The following is a 14824-nucleotide window of genomic DNA, read 5'->3' as shown; positions in this document are numbered from 1 at the left end:
GCGGGGCTGTCCGGTTGATCAAGCACTCAAGGGCCTGCCGACGTGATGGTCAAGTTGCCGTCCGCGTCCTCCTTCGGCGGCGCGCCATTCACACTCCAACCGCTCAGTGCCGCTGCGCAAGCGGCGGCGTCCGGCCAGTCCGGGTAGAGATTCCGGGTATTCGAATAGTCGATCGACGCTTTGAGGGTGAGCTTGCTGCCTTCCGGAGCCTTGGCGTTGTGCTCTCTGAGGCGGTCCAGCAGCAAAGCGCGAAGACTTTTCAGAGTGCTCGCACAGCCGGGGCACGGCGAGTATTTGCCGGTGAGGACGATGTTGACGTCGGTGACCACGGCGGACTTGTCGGCATCATTGCGGATCCAGTCGGACAGTTGCCGTTCCGCATGACTCGAGTTCGACATCTTCACCGGGTTTCCGGTGTTCCAGGTCCGCAGCTTCGCTTCGGTCGATCCTGGTGCCGGTGGCAAGATGATCCCACCCACCGTGCCGCCCAGCTGCCGGTATCCGCGCGATTCGCCGAAGGTGGCAGGCAGAGTGTTCTCCACCATGACCGGCTTCCCGTCCTGCATCAGCACGTTGCCGCTGCTGTCCTTGGCCGCGGTGGAGCCGAACCGTTCCTTGTACTTCGGAGGTTTGTTGAAGGTGACACTGGCGTTGACGGTGACCGTGGCCTGGGCGTCGCGTGATCCCTTCTTGCCTTTGATCACAGCAGTGCCGGGGCTGGCAGTGGCCTCGACACTGAACTCGTCCGCGGTCTGGCCCGGAATCACCCTGAGATCCTTGAGCCCGGCGGGCCGGAGCTCGCCGAGTATCCTGGCCGCCGCCTGACGCAGGTCCTGGATGCTGTGCAAAGTGGGTCCGGCGGCCAACAACCGACGGCGTGCGTCCTCCTTGACCTTGCGGCTGCTCGCGGTGTCCTTGTCCCCGTCCTTCTTGCCCTTCAGCTTCGACCAGATCTTCTTCCCGGCCTTGACGATCGTCCCGACCACCGTGTCGATCACCTTGCCGACCGGGGCCTGGACCTTCTCCAAGATCGACTTGATCTTCTCCGAGATCCCGCCCAGCCCGAGCAGGCTCGCCAGGAACCCGAGCACCATCGGCAGCGCCTTCGCCAGCGTGCGCTCGATCAGCCCGGCCACCGCGCCCGCGCCGCCCCGCGCGATCGACTCGACCGAGTCCAGCACCGACGAGACGAACTCCTTGATCTGGGCGGCCTTGTCGACGAAGAACATGACGATGTCGTAGATCGCCTTGCAGGCCTTGATGAACGCGGCCGCCGGGTTGAGCATCGAGATGATCCAGGTGATGCCCGCCTTGACGATCTTCTCGATCACGAATTCCTTGATCTGGCCGAGCACCAGCTCCTTGAGGTCGCCCAGTTTCTCGATCACCCAGCGCCAGAGTCCCGGCACGCCTTCGGTGATCAGGATCTTGACCACCTCGAACGTCTGCTCCAGTTTGGCGAGCACGGGTTCCGGGATGAAGCGGAGGATTCGCGCGCGGACACTCGCCCAGGTGAGGCCGAGCAGCGACATGATCATCTTCAGGATGCCCTTGGCGTCCAGTGTTTCCGGGATCTCGATGCCCGCGCTGGCCAGGTTTCCGAGCAGCCAGGCCTTCAGGCCGTCCTTGAGGTGCTGCACGATGTTCGCGCCGAAGTTCATGACGCCGGTCTTGACCGCGTTGACCAGGTTGCCGAGGAACTCGATCGGTTTGGCGATGATCAGGCCGACCGCGTTCGCCGCCCGCGCCAGCACGCTCAGCAGCATGTCCTTCAGTTTGAGGATCGTGTCGATCGCGCCGCCGATCGCCTCCTTCGCCTTGTCCCACAGGCCTTTGTTCTCCGCCTGCAGCGCCTTGATCTCCTCGTCGACGGCGTTGCGGGCTTCGCTGTACTTCTGTGCCAGATCCTCGACCAGCGCCTGCTGCTTCTCGTCGACGGAGTTCTCGAGTTCGTCGAACTGGCTCCCGAACTCCTTGGCCGCCTCGCCCGCGATCTTGCGCAGAGCGGGGGACTGCGAGTCGACCTTCTGCCGCACGCGTTCGCGGCCCTCCGCGATCAGCCGTTTCGCTTCGGTCAGCTGCCGGCCGACGAAATCGGCGATCTCGCCGATAACGGCCTGCATCTTCGACTCGTAGACCTTCTTGGCTTCGAGGAAGAGGTTGTTCGCCTCGGCGGGCAGGCCGGCGAACAGGTCGTAGCTCCAGCGGGCCGCGCCGGCGACGCCGTCGTAGCGTTCGTCCTTGTACTTCTTCATCCGCGCCTGGTGGTCGGCGGTGAACGCGGCCTTCGCCGCCGCTTCGCCGGTCTCGAACCGTTTGGCCACTTGCTCGTCGAGCGCGCCGAGGACGCCCTCGACCTTCGTCTTGGTCTCCTCGAAGATCGCCTTGATCTCCGCGGTGATCCGCGCCCGGTCCTGTTCGTCCTTGGCCTTCGTGGCCGACTTCGCCGCCTGCCCGCGCTGTCCGGACGACGACCGCGCGCCGGTCATACCCGCCATCGCGGCCTGGCCGGACGCCTGTGCCGCGCCCGTGACGGCGGCCAACCGGCCCGCCTCCGACTCGCGGACCGCCGCGGGTGCCGACGCGGTGTGCTGTTCGCCTTCTTGTTTCGCCGCGAGCGCGCCGGTGAACTCGGGTTCGTTGGACTGCGCCAGCTGCTGGTCGGTGACGCCGGCCTCGGCCATCTTGCCGTGGGTTTCGCATTGGTCGGCGCGAAGGTCGGTTTGGGCGGGCGGGGCCTTGTCCGGGGTGGCCTTGCGTGGGTCCGGCGGGGACAACGCGGGCGGCGGCGGGGTCTCCGGCAGCGGTTTCACCGGTTTTTCCGTTGCCTTGCCGGTGTCCGGCGCTTCTTTGGTGCGCTCGGTGACGTCCTTGGCGGAAGCGTCCTTGCCGCTGGTGACCTTGCCCATCACTTCGGACTTGATCTGGTCCGCCTTGCCGGACGAGGCGAACTTGTCCGCCTCGTCGAGATTTCGCGGCGCCTGCTTGGCGACGGCGGCGTTCACCGCGGCGACGAAGGCGGCCTTGTCGAACCCGGCCGGTTTGGCGGCGGCCATCTTGTCCGCCTGCGCCGCCTTGGCTTGGGCTTCCTTGTCGTCGGCGGGTGCGACCGCGGCATCCTGCGCCTTCTTGACCTCCGCGGAGGCGGACGGATGCGCTTTGGCCGCCTTCGCCTGCCCGCTGACGTCTTTCTTGAGCGACCCGAGCTTCGGGTCAGACGCGGGCGTCACCCCGGTGGGCGCGACCGGGGGAGCGGGGCAGCTGCTGCGCTGCAAACCGACGAGGCGGGTCACCGCCGCGTTGCCCGCGGCGGCCTGCAGCCGCAGCAGCGCGGGCGGGGTGGCCCGGCGCGCGGGCTTGACCGGCCGCGCGGGTGGCGTGGCCGGGGCCTGTGTCACCTTGTCCCGGCCCGCCGGCATGCCTCCACTCTCGGCTTCGCCGGGCAGGTTGCCAACAGCCGGAGGGGCGGGCACCGCTGCCCGAACGGGCAGTTGCCTTTTCGGGCAGAGATTGGTTCCCGCCGACCTATCCGCTCGGTCGTTCCGCCGCGAACGTCCACCCAGGAGCATCGCCGATGTCAGCGAGTGCACCGAAAAGGGGAGGCACGCATGCCCACCTATCTCACGCCGGGTGTGTACGTCGAGGAGATCGAGGCCGGCGCCCGGCCGATCGAGGGTGTGGGCACCGCCGTCGCCGCCTTCGTCGGTTTCGCGGCGGACGGCCCCTTCAACACGCCCACCCTGGTGTCCAACTGGACCCAGTTCACCCAGACCTTCGGCGATTTCGTCGAAGGCTGCTATCTGGCTCAGTCGGTCTACGGCTATTTCCTCAACGGCGGTGCCAACTGCTACATCGTCCGCATCGGCGGTCCGCGAGGGCAGGAGAACGGTGCGGCACCGAAGGCGGCGACGCGCCAGGCCGTGCTCGGCGGCTACCGTTTCGTCGCGAAAGAGCTCGAGAGTGGCGGACAGACCGGGGAGCTCACCGTCGAGGTCACCGAACCCACCGGAGAGAACCCCGGTGACGACCGGTTCACCGTGCTCGTCAAGAAGGACGGCAAGGTCGTCGAGACCCACAACGTGACCACCAAGCGCACCAAGGAAAACGTCGTCACGATGGTGCGCGAGAAGTCCAGCTTCATCACGATCGAGGAGCTCGCGACCGGCGGCGCGGTGGCGAAGCCGGACCGGGGCACCGCGGTGCTCACCGAGCCGCCGCAGCCCCCGCCCGTCCCGCGGCGCATCGCGGCCGACGACTACGTCGGCGACGTCGCCGACCGCACCGGTTTCGGCGGCCTGGAGGCGATCGACGAGATCACCATGGTCGCGGTGCCGGACCTGATGGCCGCCCACCAGCGCGATCTGATCGACCTCGACGGCGTCAAGGCCGTGCAGCTGGCGATGATCGCGCACTGCGAGCTGATGGGCGACCGGATGGCGATCGTCGACCCGCCGCCCGGGCTCAACCCGCAGGAGGTCCGCTCCTGGCGGATGGACCAGGCCGGGTACGACTCGAAGTACGCGGCGTTGTACTACCCGTGGGTGCAGGTGCTCGACGCCGCCAGCGGGACCAACACCTACGTGCCGCCGAGCGGATACATGGCCGGCGTGTGGGCACGCACCGACGCGACCCGCGGTGTCCACAAGGCACCGGCGAACGAGGTCGTCCGCGGCGTGCTGGCGCTCGAAACGCATCTGACCAAGGCGGAGCAGGAACTGCTCAACCCGATCGGCGTGAACTGCGTGCGCTCCTTCGCGGGCAAGGGGATCCGGATCTGGGGAGCGCGCACGCTGTCGAGCGATCCGGCGTGGCGTTACCTCAACGTGCGGCGGTTGTTCAACTACCTCGAGGAATCGATCCTCAACGGCACCCAGTGGGTCGTGTTCGAGCCGAACGACGACGCGCTGTGGGCTCGCATCCGGCGCACGATCAGCGCTTTCCTGGTGATGGAATGGCGCAAGGGCGCGCTGTTCGGCCTCACTCCCGACGAAGCGTTCTTCGTGAAATGCGACCGGGAGACCAACCCGGCCGAGGGGATCGATCTCGGCCAGGTGATCTGCGAAGTGGGCATCGCGCCGGTCAAACCGGCGGAGTTCGTGATCTTCCGGCTGGCCCAGATGTCCGGCGGCACCAGCCTGGTCAACGAATAGTGAAAGGGCTCCGAAATGGCACTTCCCGATCTTGACAAGGCTGTCGGCTGCTCCTTCGGGCTCGAGATCGACGGCGTTCAGATCAAACAGATCTCCGAGGTCTCCGGTCTGAAGATGGAGCAGGACGTCATCGAGCTCAAGCAGAACACCGTGGACGGCAAGTACGTCATCAAGAAGCTCCCCGGCCGGCCGAAGGCGGGCGAGGTGACGCTGAGCCGCGGTCTGACCGAGGACAGCAGCTTCGAGAAATGGGTCAAGGACGCGCACTTCGGCAAGATGGGTTCCGCTCGCAAGGGCGGCGCGATCATCGTCTACGACTACGAAGGCGCCCCGATCAAACGCTACAAGCTCACCAACGCGTGGCCGAAGAGCCTGGAGATCGGCGCGCTGAAGGCGGGCGACACCAGTGTGCTCACCGAGAAGCTCGTGGTCACCTACGAGCAGATGGAAGTCGAGTGAGCCCATGCGCAGGGTGATGGCGTCGGCGCCGGCCGAAGAAGCCCCCGTCGTGCCGGAAGCGCAGGCGCGGCCGAAGCTGCGGACCGAGTTCGCGTTCGAACTCCCGCGCGGTTACGTCGACGACGCGGGGAACGTGCACCACTCCGGCGTGATGCGGCTGGCGACCGCGCGGGACGAACTCGTCCCGCTGCGGGACGACCGGGTGCGCGAGAACTCGGCCTTCCTCACGGTGGTGCTGCTGGCCAGGGTGATCACCCGGATCGGCGACGTCACCGACGTGCACGCCGGAGTCATCGAGAACCTGTTCGCTTCGGATCTGGCCTTCCTGCAGGACATGTACCGGCGGATCAACAGCGAAGGCCATACGCGGGCGGGTGTCGCCTGCCCGGAGTGCGGCCACGAGTTCGTCGTCGACGTCGCCGGCGGCCGCCTGGGGGAATCGTGACGTACGCGGCCGGACGGCTGCACGAGGAAGTCGCGTACGTCGCCTACCACCTGCACTGGTCGCTCGACGACATCCTCGACCTCGAACACCACGACCGGTTGACCTACGTCGCCGAGATCGCCCGGATCAACACTCGGATGAGCGAGGGACGGTGACGCTTCGATGTGGACGTGGCGCAGGAAGGAGCCGGGCCCGCCCCCGGAAGCGGCGGCACCGGCCCCGCTGCCGGTGACCCGGGCCGAATGGCGCAGCCTGCCGCCGATCCAGCGCGTCGTCGCCGAGCATCCACTGATCAATCCGGTGCAGAGATTCAGTGCCTCGCTGACGTCCTGGCGGAGCCCGGCATACCTGGAGCCGTTGGGGCATCGGGTCGGTCCTGCGGAACCTTCGGGTGTCATCGACGGTCTCGCGCGGGCGCCGATGGCCCCGCCGGACATGCCTGTGGTGCAGCGGTCCGCCCGCAAACGTGGTGTGCTGTCCCGTCTTTGGGGAATGTCGGTGCAGCGGAGCGCCGAACCGGACGGTCCCGAAAGTCCTGTCCCTGAACAGGAATCCGTCCCTGCCGTGCAGTCGTATGAGGAGCCGTTGCCGGAAGAGCCGGGGCCGGCTTTCGAGCCGGCCATCGCGCTGGAGCCGACGGCCACGCTCGTGCTGCCGGCCGTCGCGGCGGCGTCGCGTGACGCCGACCGGCCGTCGATGCCGTTGACCACCGCGGGCTCGTCGGCTCGCCCGCCGATGAGGACGGTCCAAGCGATCCGGTCGGAAACCCCGAGCGCTCCGATCCCCACTCCGGAGCCCGAAGTCGAACCACGGGTAGTCGAGACTTCCGAGCCTGGCCACGACCCGGTCGATACCGAGACCGTGCCGGTCCAGGTTCCGGACCCGCTCCCCGCCGAGCCACCCACTTCGGCGGTGGTGACACCGCGGCCCGCGCTGCCGGTCGTCCAGCGGACGGAACAGGTCGAGGCGGCGCCACGGCGGTTGGGGCTCGGTGCGCCGATCTTGCCGGACTCGGTCCAGGCGGAGCCGCCGAGTGTCGACGCACCAGTAGTAGAAGACAACGTCGCCGAGGCGGACGCGCCGCTGGCGGGTGATGTCGAGACTCCGGTGCTGCCCACGGTCTCGGCACCGGGTGACGTGGCGCGGGAGGAGCGGACTCTTCCGGCCATGCCTGTGGAGACGCCGACTTCCGCACCGGCCGTCCAGCGTTCGGTCGTCGAATCGGCTCTGGACCTTCCGTCGCCGGAACACCGGGAGGTGTCGCAGGCCGGGGCTTCGGTTCGGAAGCCGGTGCAGCGTTTGCGGGGTGAGTCGCCAGCGGAACCGCCCCCGGTTCGGGGACCGGTGCAGCGTCTGCGTGATGAGTCGCCGTTGGGACCGATACAGCGCCTGCGCGATGAAACACCGGCGGAACCGCTAGCGGTTCGGGAACCGGTGCAGCGCCATGAATCGCCAGGCGAGCCTGTGTCGGTTCAGCGGCCGGTACAGCCCTTGCGGGACGAGTCGCCAGTAGGGCCGCTGTCGGTTCAGGGGCCGGTGCGGCGCTTTGAGTCATCGGGGGACCCGGCGTCGATCCAGAGACCGGTGCAGCGCTATGAGTCACCGGGCGAGCCTGCGTCGGCTCCCCGGCCGGTGCAGCGCTTGCGTGATGAATCGCCAGCGGCTCAGCGTCTGCGCGACGAATCGCCGGTGGAGCCTACGTTTGTTCAGCGGCCGGTGCAGCGCCTCCGCGACGAACCGCCACAGGAGAATGCAGAGGCGCCGACCTTGGTCTCCCGGGCGCTCGAACCGCCGCCGAGCCTGCCGACGGTCACCTCGTCGCGCTCTTCACCCGAAACCACCTTCCGCCCGCCCGAACCACCGCGAATCCGTTCCGGGACAACAGAAACCCCAGAGTCGCCCGGCGGCTCGGTGAGCGCGCCACCGGTATCGGTGATCTCGACGTCACCGCTACCGGTGGCACGAGTCGTCGATGGCACGACCGCGGTCTCGCCCGCACCGGCGGCGGTGAGCCAGCGCCCGACCCTGACCGCCTTGCTGAGCGGGGGCGGTGCCACTCCGCTGCCTTCCGTATCACCGAGGACTCCGCCCATGCCAGAGACGATCACGGCCAAGGCGGTTGTTCAACGCCAAGACGCCGAAACCTTCCATCAGCCGACGGCGATGCCTCCGGTGGCGAGAACCACCGAAACGCCATCCGTCCAACGCATTGTGTCCAGCGAGCCCGTCATCGACGGCAAGGGTCTCGTGCTCAACCTGCCACCCGCCGTCGTGCCGCGACAGCCTGAGACCGCGGTCGTCCAGCGCGACCCGGAAACGCCACCACCGCCGGAGCCTGTCGCACCGCCACCCGCGGCGCCGGCGCCCGCGACGGCGCAGGCGGCGCAGGCGGCGCAGGCGGCACCGGCCGCGCAGCCCGAGACCGAGGAACTCGTCAAGAAGCTTTTCGACCCGCTGCTGCGGCGGCTGAAGACCGAACTCCGCCTCGACCGTGAGCGCCGCGGCGCGCTCACCGATCGCCCGCACTGAAGGAGAAGCCGATGCCGGACGCGGAAGAAGCCGTCGCCGTTTGCTACGTCGTCAAGCTCGACGACAAGAACCTCGGCAACCTCGGCGCCTTCAGCAGTTGCGACGGGCTGGGTTGCGAGTTCGTCATGGAGCAGCGGGAAGAGGGCGGCAACAACGGGATGGTCTGGCAGCTCCCGACCCGGATCAAGTACTCCAACATCAAGCTCTCTCGCCCGGTCACCGAGGCCAGCTCGCAGATCACGAAGTGGTTCGCCGGTATGGCGGGCGGTATCGAGCGCAAGACCGCGACCATCGAAGCGCGCACGCTCGACGGCACTGTGATCGCCAGCTGGTCGCTCGAAGGGGTCGTTCCCGTGCGCTGGAGCGGGCCGCAGCTTTCGCCCGACTCGCCCAAGGTCGCCACCGAGACGCTCGAACTGGCCCACCACGGCTTCCTCAGCCCGGCGAAGAAGGGCTAGCCATGTCCTCACCTGTCACGTTCACCTCCGCCGGATCCCAGCCGCCCGCGGCGTACGGCTCCGGCGAACCGGCGCCGAACAACCTCCAGCGCGCGCTGCTGGAGGTCCGCAAACCTCCGCAATCCGGGGGCACCGGGCAGCCCGGCGCCAAACTGTTCGAGATCAAGTTCCAGTTCAACCCTAAGGAACTCTCGCTCACCAAGAACGCCAAATGGGGCCGTGACCCGCAGCGCAACGCGAAGAAGAGCGGACCGCCCGAGTTCAAGGGCTCGGACCCGTGCAAGCTCGCGCTGGAGATGTTCCTCGACGCCACCGACAAGATGGACGACGCCGTCGTCAAGAAGGTCGAGCAGCTCTTCACCTGCTGTGTGGCCACCGAGGAAAGCCGCCAGCACGGCAAAGGATCGCCGCCGTGGGTGATCTTCAAATGGGGCGGCATGACGGGCTTCCCAGCGTACGTCGCCAGTGTGACCGCGAAGTACACGCTGTTCACCCCGTCGGGTACTCCGGTGCGCGCGGTCTGCACGGTGAACCTGGAGGAGATCGCGGGCGAGCTGAGCGGGCAGAACCCGACCTCGGGTGCGCTGGCGGCACGGGACACCCACGTGTTCGTCGCCGGTGATTCCCTGCAGGCGGTGGCGTTCCGCGCCTACGGCGACGCGGGGAAGTGGCGCGAGATCGCCGACGCCAACGACATCGACGACCCGATGCGGCTGCAGCCCGGCACCCGGTTGCTCGTGCCGGCGCTGGAGGAACTCGATGGCTAACGAGAGCTTCGCGAACAATCTCATCGTCGAGGTCGCCGGGGGCCCGCTACCCGACGACGTGAAGACGCTGCTCTCCTACGCCTACGTCGACGACAGCCGGAACCTGCCGGACATGTTCGTCCTGCGGTTCCGCGATTCCGGGCACGTGGTGCTGGACAAGGGGAAGTTCACCGTCGGCGCGCAGATCAAGCTGAAGGTGCAGACCTCCGATCCCGAAGCCCCGCAGGAATTGCTCTCCGGCGAGGTCACCGCGGTCGCGATCGACCTCGACCGGATCGGCACCTTCACCGAGGTGCGCGGGTACGACCACGCGCACCGCCTGTTCCGCGGCCGCCGGGTCGCGGTCTACCCGGGGATGACGCTCGCGGACGTCGTCACCAAGGTGACCCAGCGCGCCGGGCTGAAGGTCGGCAAGATCGATCAGGTCCCCGGTGTCGGCGGCCGTCCGCATACGCAGTTCAGCCAGGACAACGTCAGCGACTGGGATTTCCTCTCCCGGCTGGCGGAGTCGGTCGGCGCCCAGATCGCCGTGCGCGAGGGCGCGCTGAACTTCCGGCTCGCGGAGAAGCCTTCGGCCGCGCCCGCCACCACCGCGAAGGCCAACACCGACCCGCTGGTGCTCGAAGCACACCGGACGCTGGTCAGCCTGCGCGCCAGTGTCACCGCGGCCGAGCAGGTGCCCGAGGTCGAGGCCAGAGGCTGGGACGTCACGACGAAGAAGCCGGTGGTGGCCGCCGAAAAACCGAAGAACGCGAGCACCGAGGTCGAGGGTGTCGACCCGGTCGCGCTCGCGAACAAGTTCTCCAGCCCCAAGTACGTCTCGGCGGATACGCCGCGCCGGACCCAGGCCGAGGCCAAAGCGGCGGCGGTCGCGCTGTCCGAACGGCTCGGCGGCGCGTGCACCGAACTCGACGGGGTCGCCAAGGGCAATCCGAAGCTCCGGGCGGGCGCGGCGGTGACACTGACCGGCGTCGGCAAACCGTTCGCCGGCAAGTACACGCTCACCAGCACCCGGCACCTGTTCAACGCGGAAGTCGGCTACACCACCGAGTTCGCCGTCTCCGGCAGGCAGGAACGCTCCCTTTACGGGCTGGTCGCCGGTGGCTCCAAGACCTCGGCGTGGCCCGGAGTGGTACCCGCGGTGGTCAGCGACGCCAAGGATCCCGCCGGGCTCGGCCGGGTCAAATTGACCTTTCCCTGGCTGGATCAGAACTTCACCAGCAACTGGGCGCGCACGGTGCAACCCGGCGCGGGCAACGGGCGGGGCGCGATGGTCATGTCCGAGGTCGGTGACGAAGTGCTCGTCGGCTTCGAGCAAGGCGACTTCGAGGCGCCGTATGTCCTGGGCGGGTTGTATAACGGCGTAGACGCGGTGCCGAAGTTCACCGCGTCGCCGATCGACGGCAACAGCGGCGAGATCGCCGTGCGGGGTTTCGTCTCCCGCAAGGGACACAAGCTCGAATTCGCCGAACAGGACGGCATCGTCGTCGCGTCCGGCGACGGGAAGCTCGTGGTCAAACTCGACCAGAAGAACCAGATGATCGAGGTGACCAGCGGCAAGGGCGTCACGGTGAAGGCGCGGAACGGGGTGAGCATCGACGCGGGCAGCGGTCCGCTGGAGCTCAAGGGCCAGAAGGTGTCCGTGAAGTCGGCGACCGAGGCGACCGTCGAGGCGAGTAGCAGCCTGAAGCTGTCGGGCACGGCGGGCGTGAACGTCGAGGGCGCGACGGTTTCGGTCAAGGGACAGGGCCAGACGGAGCTGACCGCGAGCGGTGTCGTGACCGTACGCGGCGGCGTGGTCAAGATCAACTGAGGGGAGCAGGCATGCCACCAGCCGCGAGGGTCGGCGACCCGACCGGGCATCCGGGCGTCATCGCCGGACCCGGTGTGCCGACCGTGCTCATCGGCGGGATGCCCGCCGCCACCGTCGGCACGCTGCACACCTGCTCGTTCCCGCCGCCCGCCGTGCACCCGCCGACGCCGATCGCGCCACCGGGCTGTCCGACGGTGCTGATCGGCGGCCTGCCCGCGGCCCGCATGGGCGACCTGGCCGCCTGCGGCGCGCCGATCGTCCTGGGCTGCCCGACCGTCCTGATCGGAGGCTGACATGGATTTCCTGGGCAGGGGACTGGCGTTCCCGGTGCGCACCGACGCGACGGGCTCGATCGCCTTGGTCGGCGGCGAGCGCGAAGTGGTCGAGAGTATCCGGCTGATCCTGGCCACCGCTCCCGGTGAACGGCCGATGCGCCCGGAGTTCGGCTGCGCGGTGCACGACCTCGTGTTCGCGCCCGCCGACTCGGCCACCGCGGGACAGATCGCCTACGAGGTGCGCACCGCGCTGGAGCGGTGGGAGCCGCGGATCACGCTCACCGACGTGGTGGTCGGATTCTCCGAGGCCGAGCGCGGCACACTGCTCATCGACATCAAGTACCAGCTGCGCGGCACCAACGACCCGCGCAACCTGGTGTTCCCGTTCTACGTCATCCCGCCGCACGAGTCCATTCAGGACGGTGTGTGATGTCGCTGCCCGTGCCCAATCTCGACGACCGCCGGTTCCAGGATCTGGTCGACGAAGCCAAGTATCTCGTCCAGCGCAACTGTCCTGAATGGACGGACCACAACGTCTCCGATCCCGGCGTGACGCTGATCGAGACGTTCGCGCAGATGGTCGACCAGGTGCTCTACCGGCTCAACCGCGTGCCGGATCTGCACTACCTGCGGTTCCTCGACCTCATCGGCGTGCGGTTGTTCGCGCCGACCGCCGCGCGCACCGACGTGACGTTCTGGCTCTCGGCGGCACGGGACGTCCCGGTGATCGTCTCCGCGGGAAAGCAGGTCGCGAGTGTGCGCGACGAGGTCGAGGACCCCGTCGTGTTCACCGTGGAGCGCACGCTGACGATCGTGCCTTGTTCGCTCGCGGGCCTGGCCACCGGCGACGCCGACCCCGGTGTGCCGCCGGTCGACCGCACCGACGACCTGCTGGTCGGCGGCGAACCCGCGTGTTTCGCCGAAAACCCCGCGCCCGGCGACATCGTCTACTTCGGACTGTCGGACGCCGTGCCCGGCTGCGCGGTACTGCTGCGGATGGACTGCGAGGTCGAAGGGCAGGGTGTCGATCCGCACGACCCGCCGTGGGTGTGGGAGGCCTGGGACGGGCACGGCTGGGCCGCCGGTGAGATCGACCGGGACAGCACCGGCGCGTTCAACCGGCCGGGGGACGTCGTGCTGCACGTGCCGCCGGGGCATTCGGCGTCGGTGCTCGCCGGGCGGCACGCGGGCTGGATCCGTTGCCGGTTGACGGAACCGAAGCAGAATCAGCCGTTCTTCCAGCGATCGCCGCGGCTGCGCTCGGTCGAGGCGTCGACCATCGGCGGCACGGTCGGCGCGGTGCACGCCGAGGTCGTGCACGGCGAGATCGTCGGCACCTCGGACGGCCTGCCCGGACAGCGGTTCCCGCTCGGCAGGCGGCCGGTGGTGGCGGGCGGGGACGAGCTGATCGTGGAGGTGTCCGGTCCCGACGGCTGGCAGGAGTGGACCGAGGTGTCCTCGTTCGCCGAATCGGGCCCGGAAGACCGGCACGTCCAGCTCGACCGGGTCGCCGGTGAGATCGCGTTCGGCCCCGCCGTGCGCCAGCCCGAGGGCGGCATCCGGTACTACGGCGCCGTTCCGGCCAAGGCCGCCGCGATCCGGGTGCCCGTCTACCGGGCCGGTGGCGGGCGGCGCGGGAACGTCGCCCGTGAAGTGCTCGAGGTGCAACGGGACCCGATCCCGTTCGTCAGCAGTGTGGTCAACCGGCGTCAGGCGACCGGTGGGGTGGACGGCGAATCGGTGCGGGACGCGGCGGTCCGCGGCCCGTTGCTGCTGCGCACCCGCGACCGCGCCGTCACCGCCGAGGACTACGAACAGCTCGCGCGGGAAGCGGCGCCCGAGGCGGCGAGGGTGCGCTGCGTACCCGCGCACGGCCCCGACGGCCGCGAGACCGGCGCGATCCGCGTCCTCGTCGTGCCCGCCGTTCCGGACACCGGCGAGCTCAAGTTCGCGACGTTGATGCTCGACCCCGGGATGCGGACCCGGATCGAGCGGTATCTGGACGAACGCCGCTGTGTCGGCGCCCTCGTGTCCGTGGAAGCGCCGTTCTACCACGGTGTCACGGTCGTCGCCCGGCTGCGGTCGCGCCGCCGGACCAGCCCCGGCACCCTCGGCCCGCGGGCGACGCAGGCGCTCTACGACTACTTCAACCCACTCACCGGCGGGCCGGACGGCGACGGCTGGCCGTTCGGGCGGCCGGTGCAGTCGGGTGAGGTTTTCGCGGTGCTGCAACGGCTTCCCGGGGTCGAGATGGTGGAGGACGTACGCTTGTTCGCGGCCAATCCGGTGACGCGGGAACGCGGCGAGCAGGTCGACCGGCTCGATCTGCCGCCCCACGCGCTCGCGTTCTCGTTCGGGCATCAGGTCCGGGTCCGGGAGAGTGACCGATGAGAGCGGCCGTGCCCGGGCTGCCGAGCCCGCATCCGATCGGTGAGCAGCTGCCCTCGGTCTACGCCGAGGACCGGTTCGTCCAGGGCTTCACCGGTGCGCTCGACGAGGTGCTCGCACCGGTCTTCGCCACGTTGGACAACTTTTCGGGTTACCTCGACCCGAACCTGGCGCCGGAGGATTTCGTCGGCTGGCTGGCGCATTGGGTGGCGTTGCGCGTCGACGAAGGCTGGAGCCCGGTCCGCTTGCGCGAACTCGTGACCCGGTCGGTCGAACTGCATCGGTGGCGCGGTACGCAGCGCGGGCTCGCCGAACACGTGCGGCTGCTGACCGGTGGCGCGGTCGAGGTGACCGACAGCGGCGGTGTCGTGGCGTCACCGGAGCCCGGGGCACCGCTCCCGGATCCGGGAGCGCCGTGGGTCCACGTGCGCGTGCGGATGCCTGATCGGAGCCCGATCGACGAACGGCGGCTGACGGCGACGGTCGTGGACGCGGTGCCCGCCCACGTGCGCGTCACGGTGGAAGTGGTGGAGGGGTAGC

Annotated in this window: 14 protein-coding genes; 12 read left to right on the top strand and 2 right to left on the bottom strand. The window is 68.8% G+C overall.

From position 1 onward, the window contains the following. Positions 1 to 26 precede the first annotated feature (26 nt). Entirely contained in the window at positions 27 to 3419 is a 3393-nt protein-coding gene (locus tag DMC64_RS39370) for a hypothetical protein (protein WP_233629984.1), read from the bottom strand. A gap of 189 nt (positions 3420 to 3608) precedes the next feature. On the opposite strand from DMC64_RS39370, the gene DMC64_RS39365 reads away from it, so the two are divergent. The 4 genes from DMC64_RS39365 to DMC64_RS39350 are packed head-to-tail and all read left to right on the top strand — an operon-like array spanning position 3609 to position 6209. Next, positions 3609 to 5150, top strand: coding sequence for a phage tail sheath family protein (locus tag DMC64_RS39365; RefSeq protein ID WP_125737663.1), 1542 nt, complete (start codon positions 3609 to 3611; stop codon positions 5148 to 5150). Between the two features lie 15 nt (positions 5151 to 5165). After that, a complete protein-coding gene (locus DMC64_RS39360) occupies positions 5166 to 5609 on the top strand; it encodes a phage tail protein (protein ID WP_125737662.1) in 444 nt (147 codons plus the stop codon). 4 nt (positions 5610 to 5613) lie between these two features. Next, positions 5614 to 6054, top strand: a complete 441-nt coding sequence (locus DMC64_RS39355; RefSeq protein ID WP_073842281.1) for a hypothetical protein — start codon at positions 5614 to 5616, stop codon at positions 6052 to 6054. Beyond that, entirely contained in the window at positions 6051 to 6209 is a 159-nt protein-coding gene (locus tag DMC64_RS39350; protein ID WP_016333592.1) for a DUF6760 family protein, read from the top strand. The genes DMC64_RS39355 and DMC64_RS39350 overlap by 4 nt, the downstream gene beginning before the upstream one ends. A gap of 1551 nt (positions 6210 to 7760) precedes the next feature. Here the strand turns inward: DMC64_RS39350 and DMC64_RS39345 are convergent. Beyond that, positions 7761 to 8147 (bottom strand): hypothetical protein, encoded by a 387-nt coding sequence (locus DMC64_RS39345; RefSeq protein WP_125737661.1) that lies wholly within the window; start codon positions 8145 to 8147, stop codon positions 7761 to 7763. Between DMC64_RS39345 and DMC64_RS39340 the strand changes: the two genes are divergently transcribed. From DMC64_RS39340 to DMC64_RS39305, 8 genes are read left to right on the top strand one after another with little or no spacing between them, the layout of a single operon-like run. Beyond that, complete coding sequence (locus tag DMC64_RS39340; protein WP_125737660.1) at positions 8146 to 8583, top strand: hypothetical protein; 438 nt, start codon at positions 8146 to 8148, stop codon at positions 8581 to 8583. The two genes, DMC64_RS39345 and DMC64_RS39340, sit on opposite strands and share 2 nt — an antisense overlap. Before the next feature lie 11 nt (positions 8584 to 8594). Continuing rightward, on the top strand, positions 8595 to 9041 hold the full coding sequence (locus tag DMC64_RS39335; protein ID WP_016333594.1) for a phage tail protein: 447 nt from the start codon (positions 8595 to 8597) through the stop codon (positions 9039 to 9041). A gap of 2 nt (positions 9042 to 9043) precedes the next feature. After that, on the top strand, positions 9044 to 9808 hold the full coding sequence (locus tag DMC64_RS39330; RefSeq protein ID WP_125737659.1) for a LysM peptidoglycan-binding domain-containing protein: 765 nt from the start codon (positions 9044 to 9046) through the stop codon (positions 9806 to 9808). Further along, positions 9801 to 11621 (top strand): VgrG-related protein, encoded by a 1821-nt coding sequence (locus DMC64_RS39325; RefSeq protein WP_125737658.1) that lies wholly within the window; start codon positions 9801 to 9803, stop codon positions 11619 to 11621. The genes DMC64_RS39330 and DMC64_RS39325 overlap by 8 nt, the downstream gene beginning before the upstream one ends. Positions 11622 to 11632: 11 nt before the next feature. After that, complete coding sequence (locus DMC64_RS39320) at positions 11633 to 11914, top strand: PAAR domain-containing protein (RefSeq protein ID WP_037344462.1); 282 nt, start codon at positions 11633 to 11635, stop codon at positions 11912 to 11914. 1 nt (position 11915) lies between these two features. Next, positions 11916 to 12326, top strand: a complete 411-nt coding sequence (locus DMC64_RS39315; protein WP_125737657.1) for a GPW/gp25 family protein — start codon at positions 11916 to 11918, stop codon at positions 12324 to 12326. Further along, on the top strand, positions 12326 to 14287 hold the full coding sequence (locus DMC64_RS39310; protein ID WP_125737656.1) for a putative baseplate assembly protein: 1962 nt from the start codon (positions 12326 to 12328) through the stop codon (positions 14285 to 14287). The genes DMC64_RS39315 and DMC64_RS39310 overlap by 1 nt, the downstream gene beginning before the upstream one ends. Further along, a complete protein-coding gene (locus DMC64_RS39305) occupies positions 14284 to 14823 on the top strand; it encodes a phage tail protein (protein ID WP_125737655.1) in 540 nt (179 codons plus the stop codon). Before DMC64_RS39310 ends, DMC64_RS39305 begins: the two co-directional genes overlap by 4 nt. Position 14824 lies beyond the last annotated feature (1 nt).

Source organism: Amycolatopsis sp. WAC 04197 (assembly GCF_003947475.1).
Lineage (GTDB): Bacteria > Actinomycetota > Actinomycetes > Mycobacteriales > Pseudonocardiaceae > Amycolatopsis > Amycolatopsis japonica.
Note: the sequence above shows the minus strand (reverse complement) of the source record. Positions and strands in the feature narration are given on the sequence as shown.

Excerpts from the sequence above, each read along its gene's own strand:
- DMC64_RS39370 (WP_233629984.1), bottom strand. The coding sequence starts at position 3,419 with ATGCCGGCGGGCCGGGACAAGGTGACACAGGCCCCGGCCACGCCACCC.
- DMC64_RS39365 (WP_125737663.1), top strand. The coding sequence starts at position 3,609 with ATGCCCACCTATCTCACGCCGGGTGTGTACGTCGAGGAGATCGAGGCC.
- DMC64_RS39360 (WP_125737662.1), top strand. The coding sequence starts at position 5,166 with ATGGCACTTCCCGATCTTGACAAGGCTGTCGGCTGCTCCTTCGGGCTC.
- DMC64_RS39355 (WP_073842281.1), top strand. The coding sequence starts at position 5,614 with ATGCGCAGGGTGATGGCGTCGGCGCCGGCCGAAGAAGCCCCCGTCGTG.
- DMC64_RS39340 (WP_125737660.1), top strand. The coding sequence starts at position 8,146 with ATGCCAGAGACGATCACGGCCAAGGCGGTTGTTCAACGCCAAGACGCC.
- DMC64_RS39345 (WP_125737661.1), bottom strand. The coding sequence starts at position 8,147 with ATGGGCGGAGTCCTCGGTGATACGGAAGGCAGCGGAGTGGCACCGCCC.
- DMC64_RS39335 (WP_016333594.1), top strand. The coding sequence starts at position 8,595 with ATGCCGGACGCGGAAGAAGCCGTCGCCGTTTGCTACGTCGTCAAGCTC.
- DMC64_RS39330 (WP_125737659.1), top strand. The coding sequence starts at position 9,044 with ATGTCCTCACCTGTCACGTTCACCTCCGCCGGATCCCAGCCGCCCGCG.
- DMC64_RS39325 (WP_125737658.1), top strand. The coding sequence starts at position 9,801 with ATGGCTAACGAGAGCTTCGCGAACAATCTCATCGTCGAGGTCGCCGGG.
- DMC64_RS39320 (WP_037344462.1), top strand. The coding sequence starts at position 11,633 with ATGCCACCAGCCGCGAGGGTCGGCGACCCGACCGGGCATCCGGGCGTC.
- DMC64_RS39315 (WP_125737657.1), top strand. The coding sequence starts at position 11,916 with ATGGATTTCCTGGGCAGGGGACTGGCGTTCCCGGTGCGCACCGACGCG.
- DMC64_RS39310 (WP_125737656.1), top strand. The coding sequence starts at position 12,326 with ATGTCGCTGCCCGTGCCCAATCTCGACGACCGCCGGTTCCAGGATCTG.
- DMC64_RS39305 (WP_125737655.1), top strand. The coding sequence starts at position 14,284 with ATGAGAGCGGCCGTGCCCGGGCTGCCGAGCCCGCATCCGATCGGTGAG.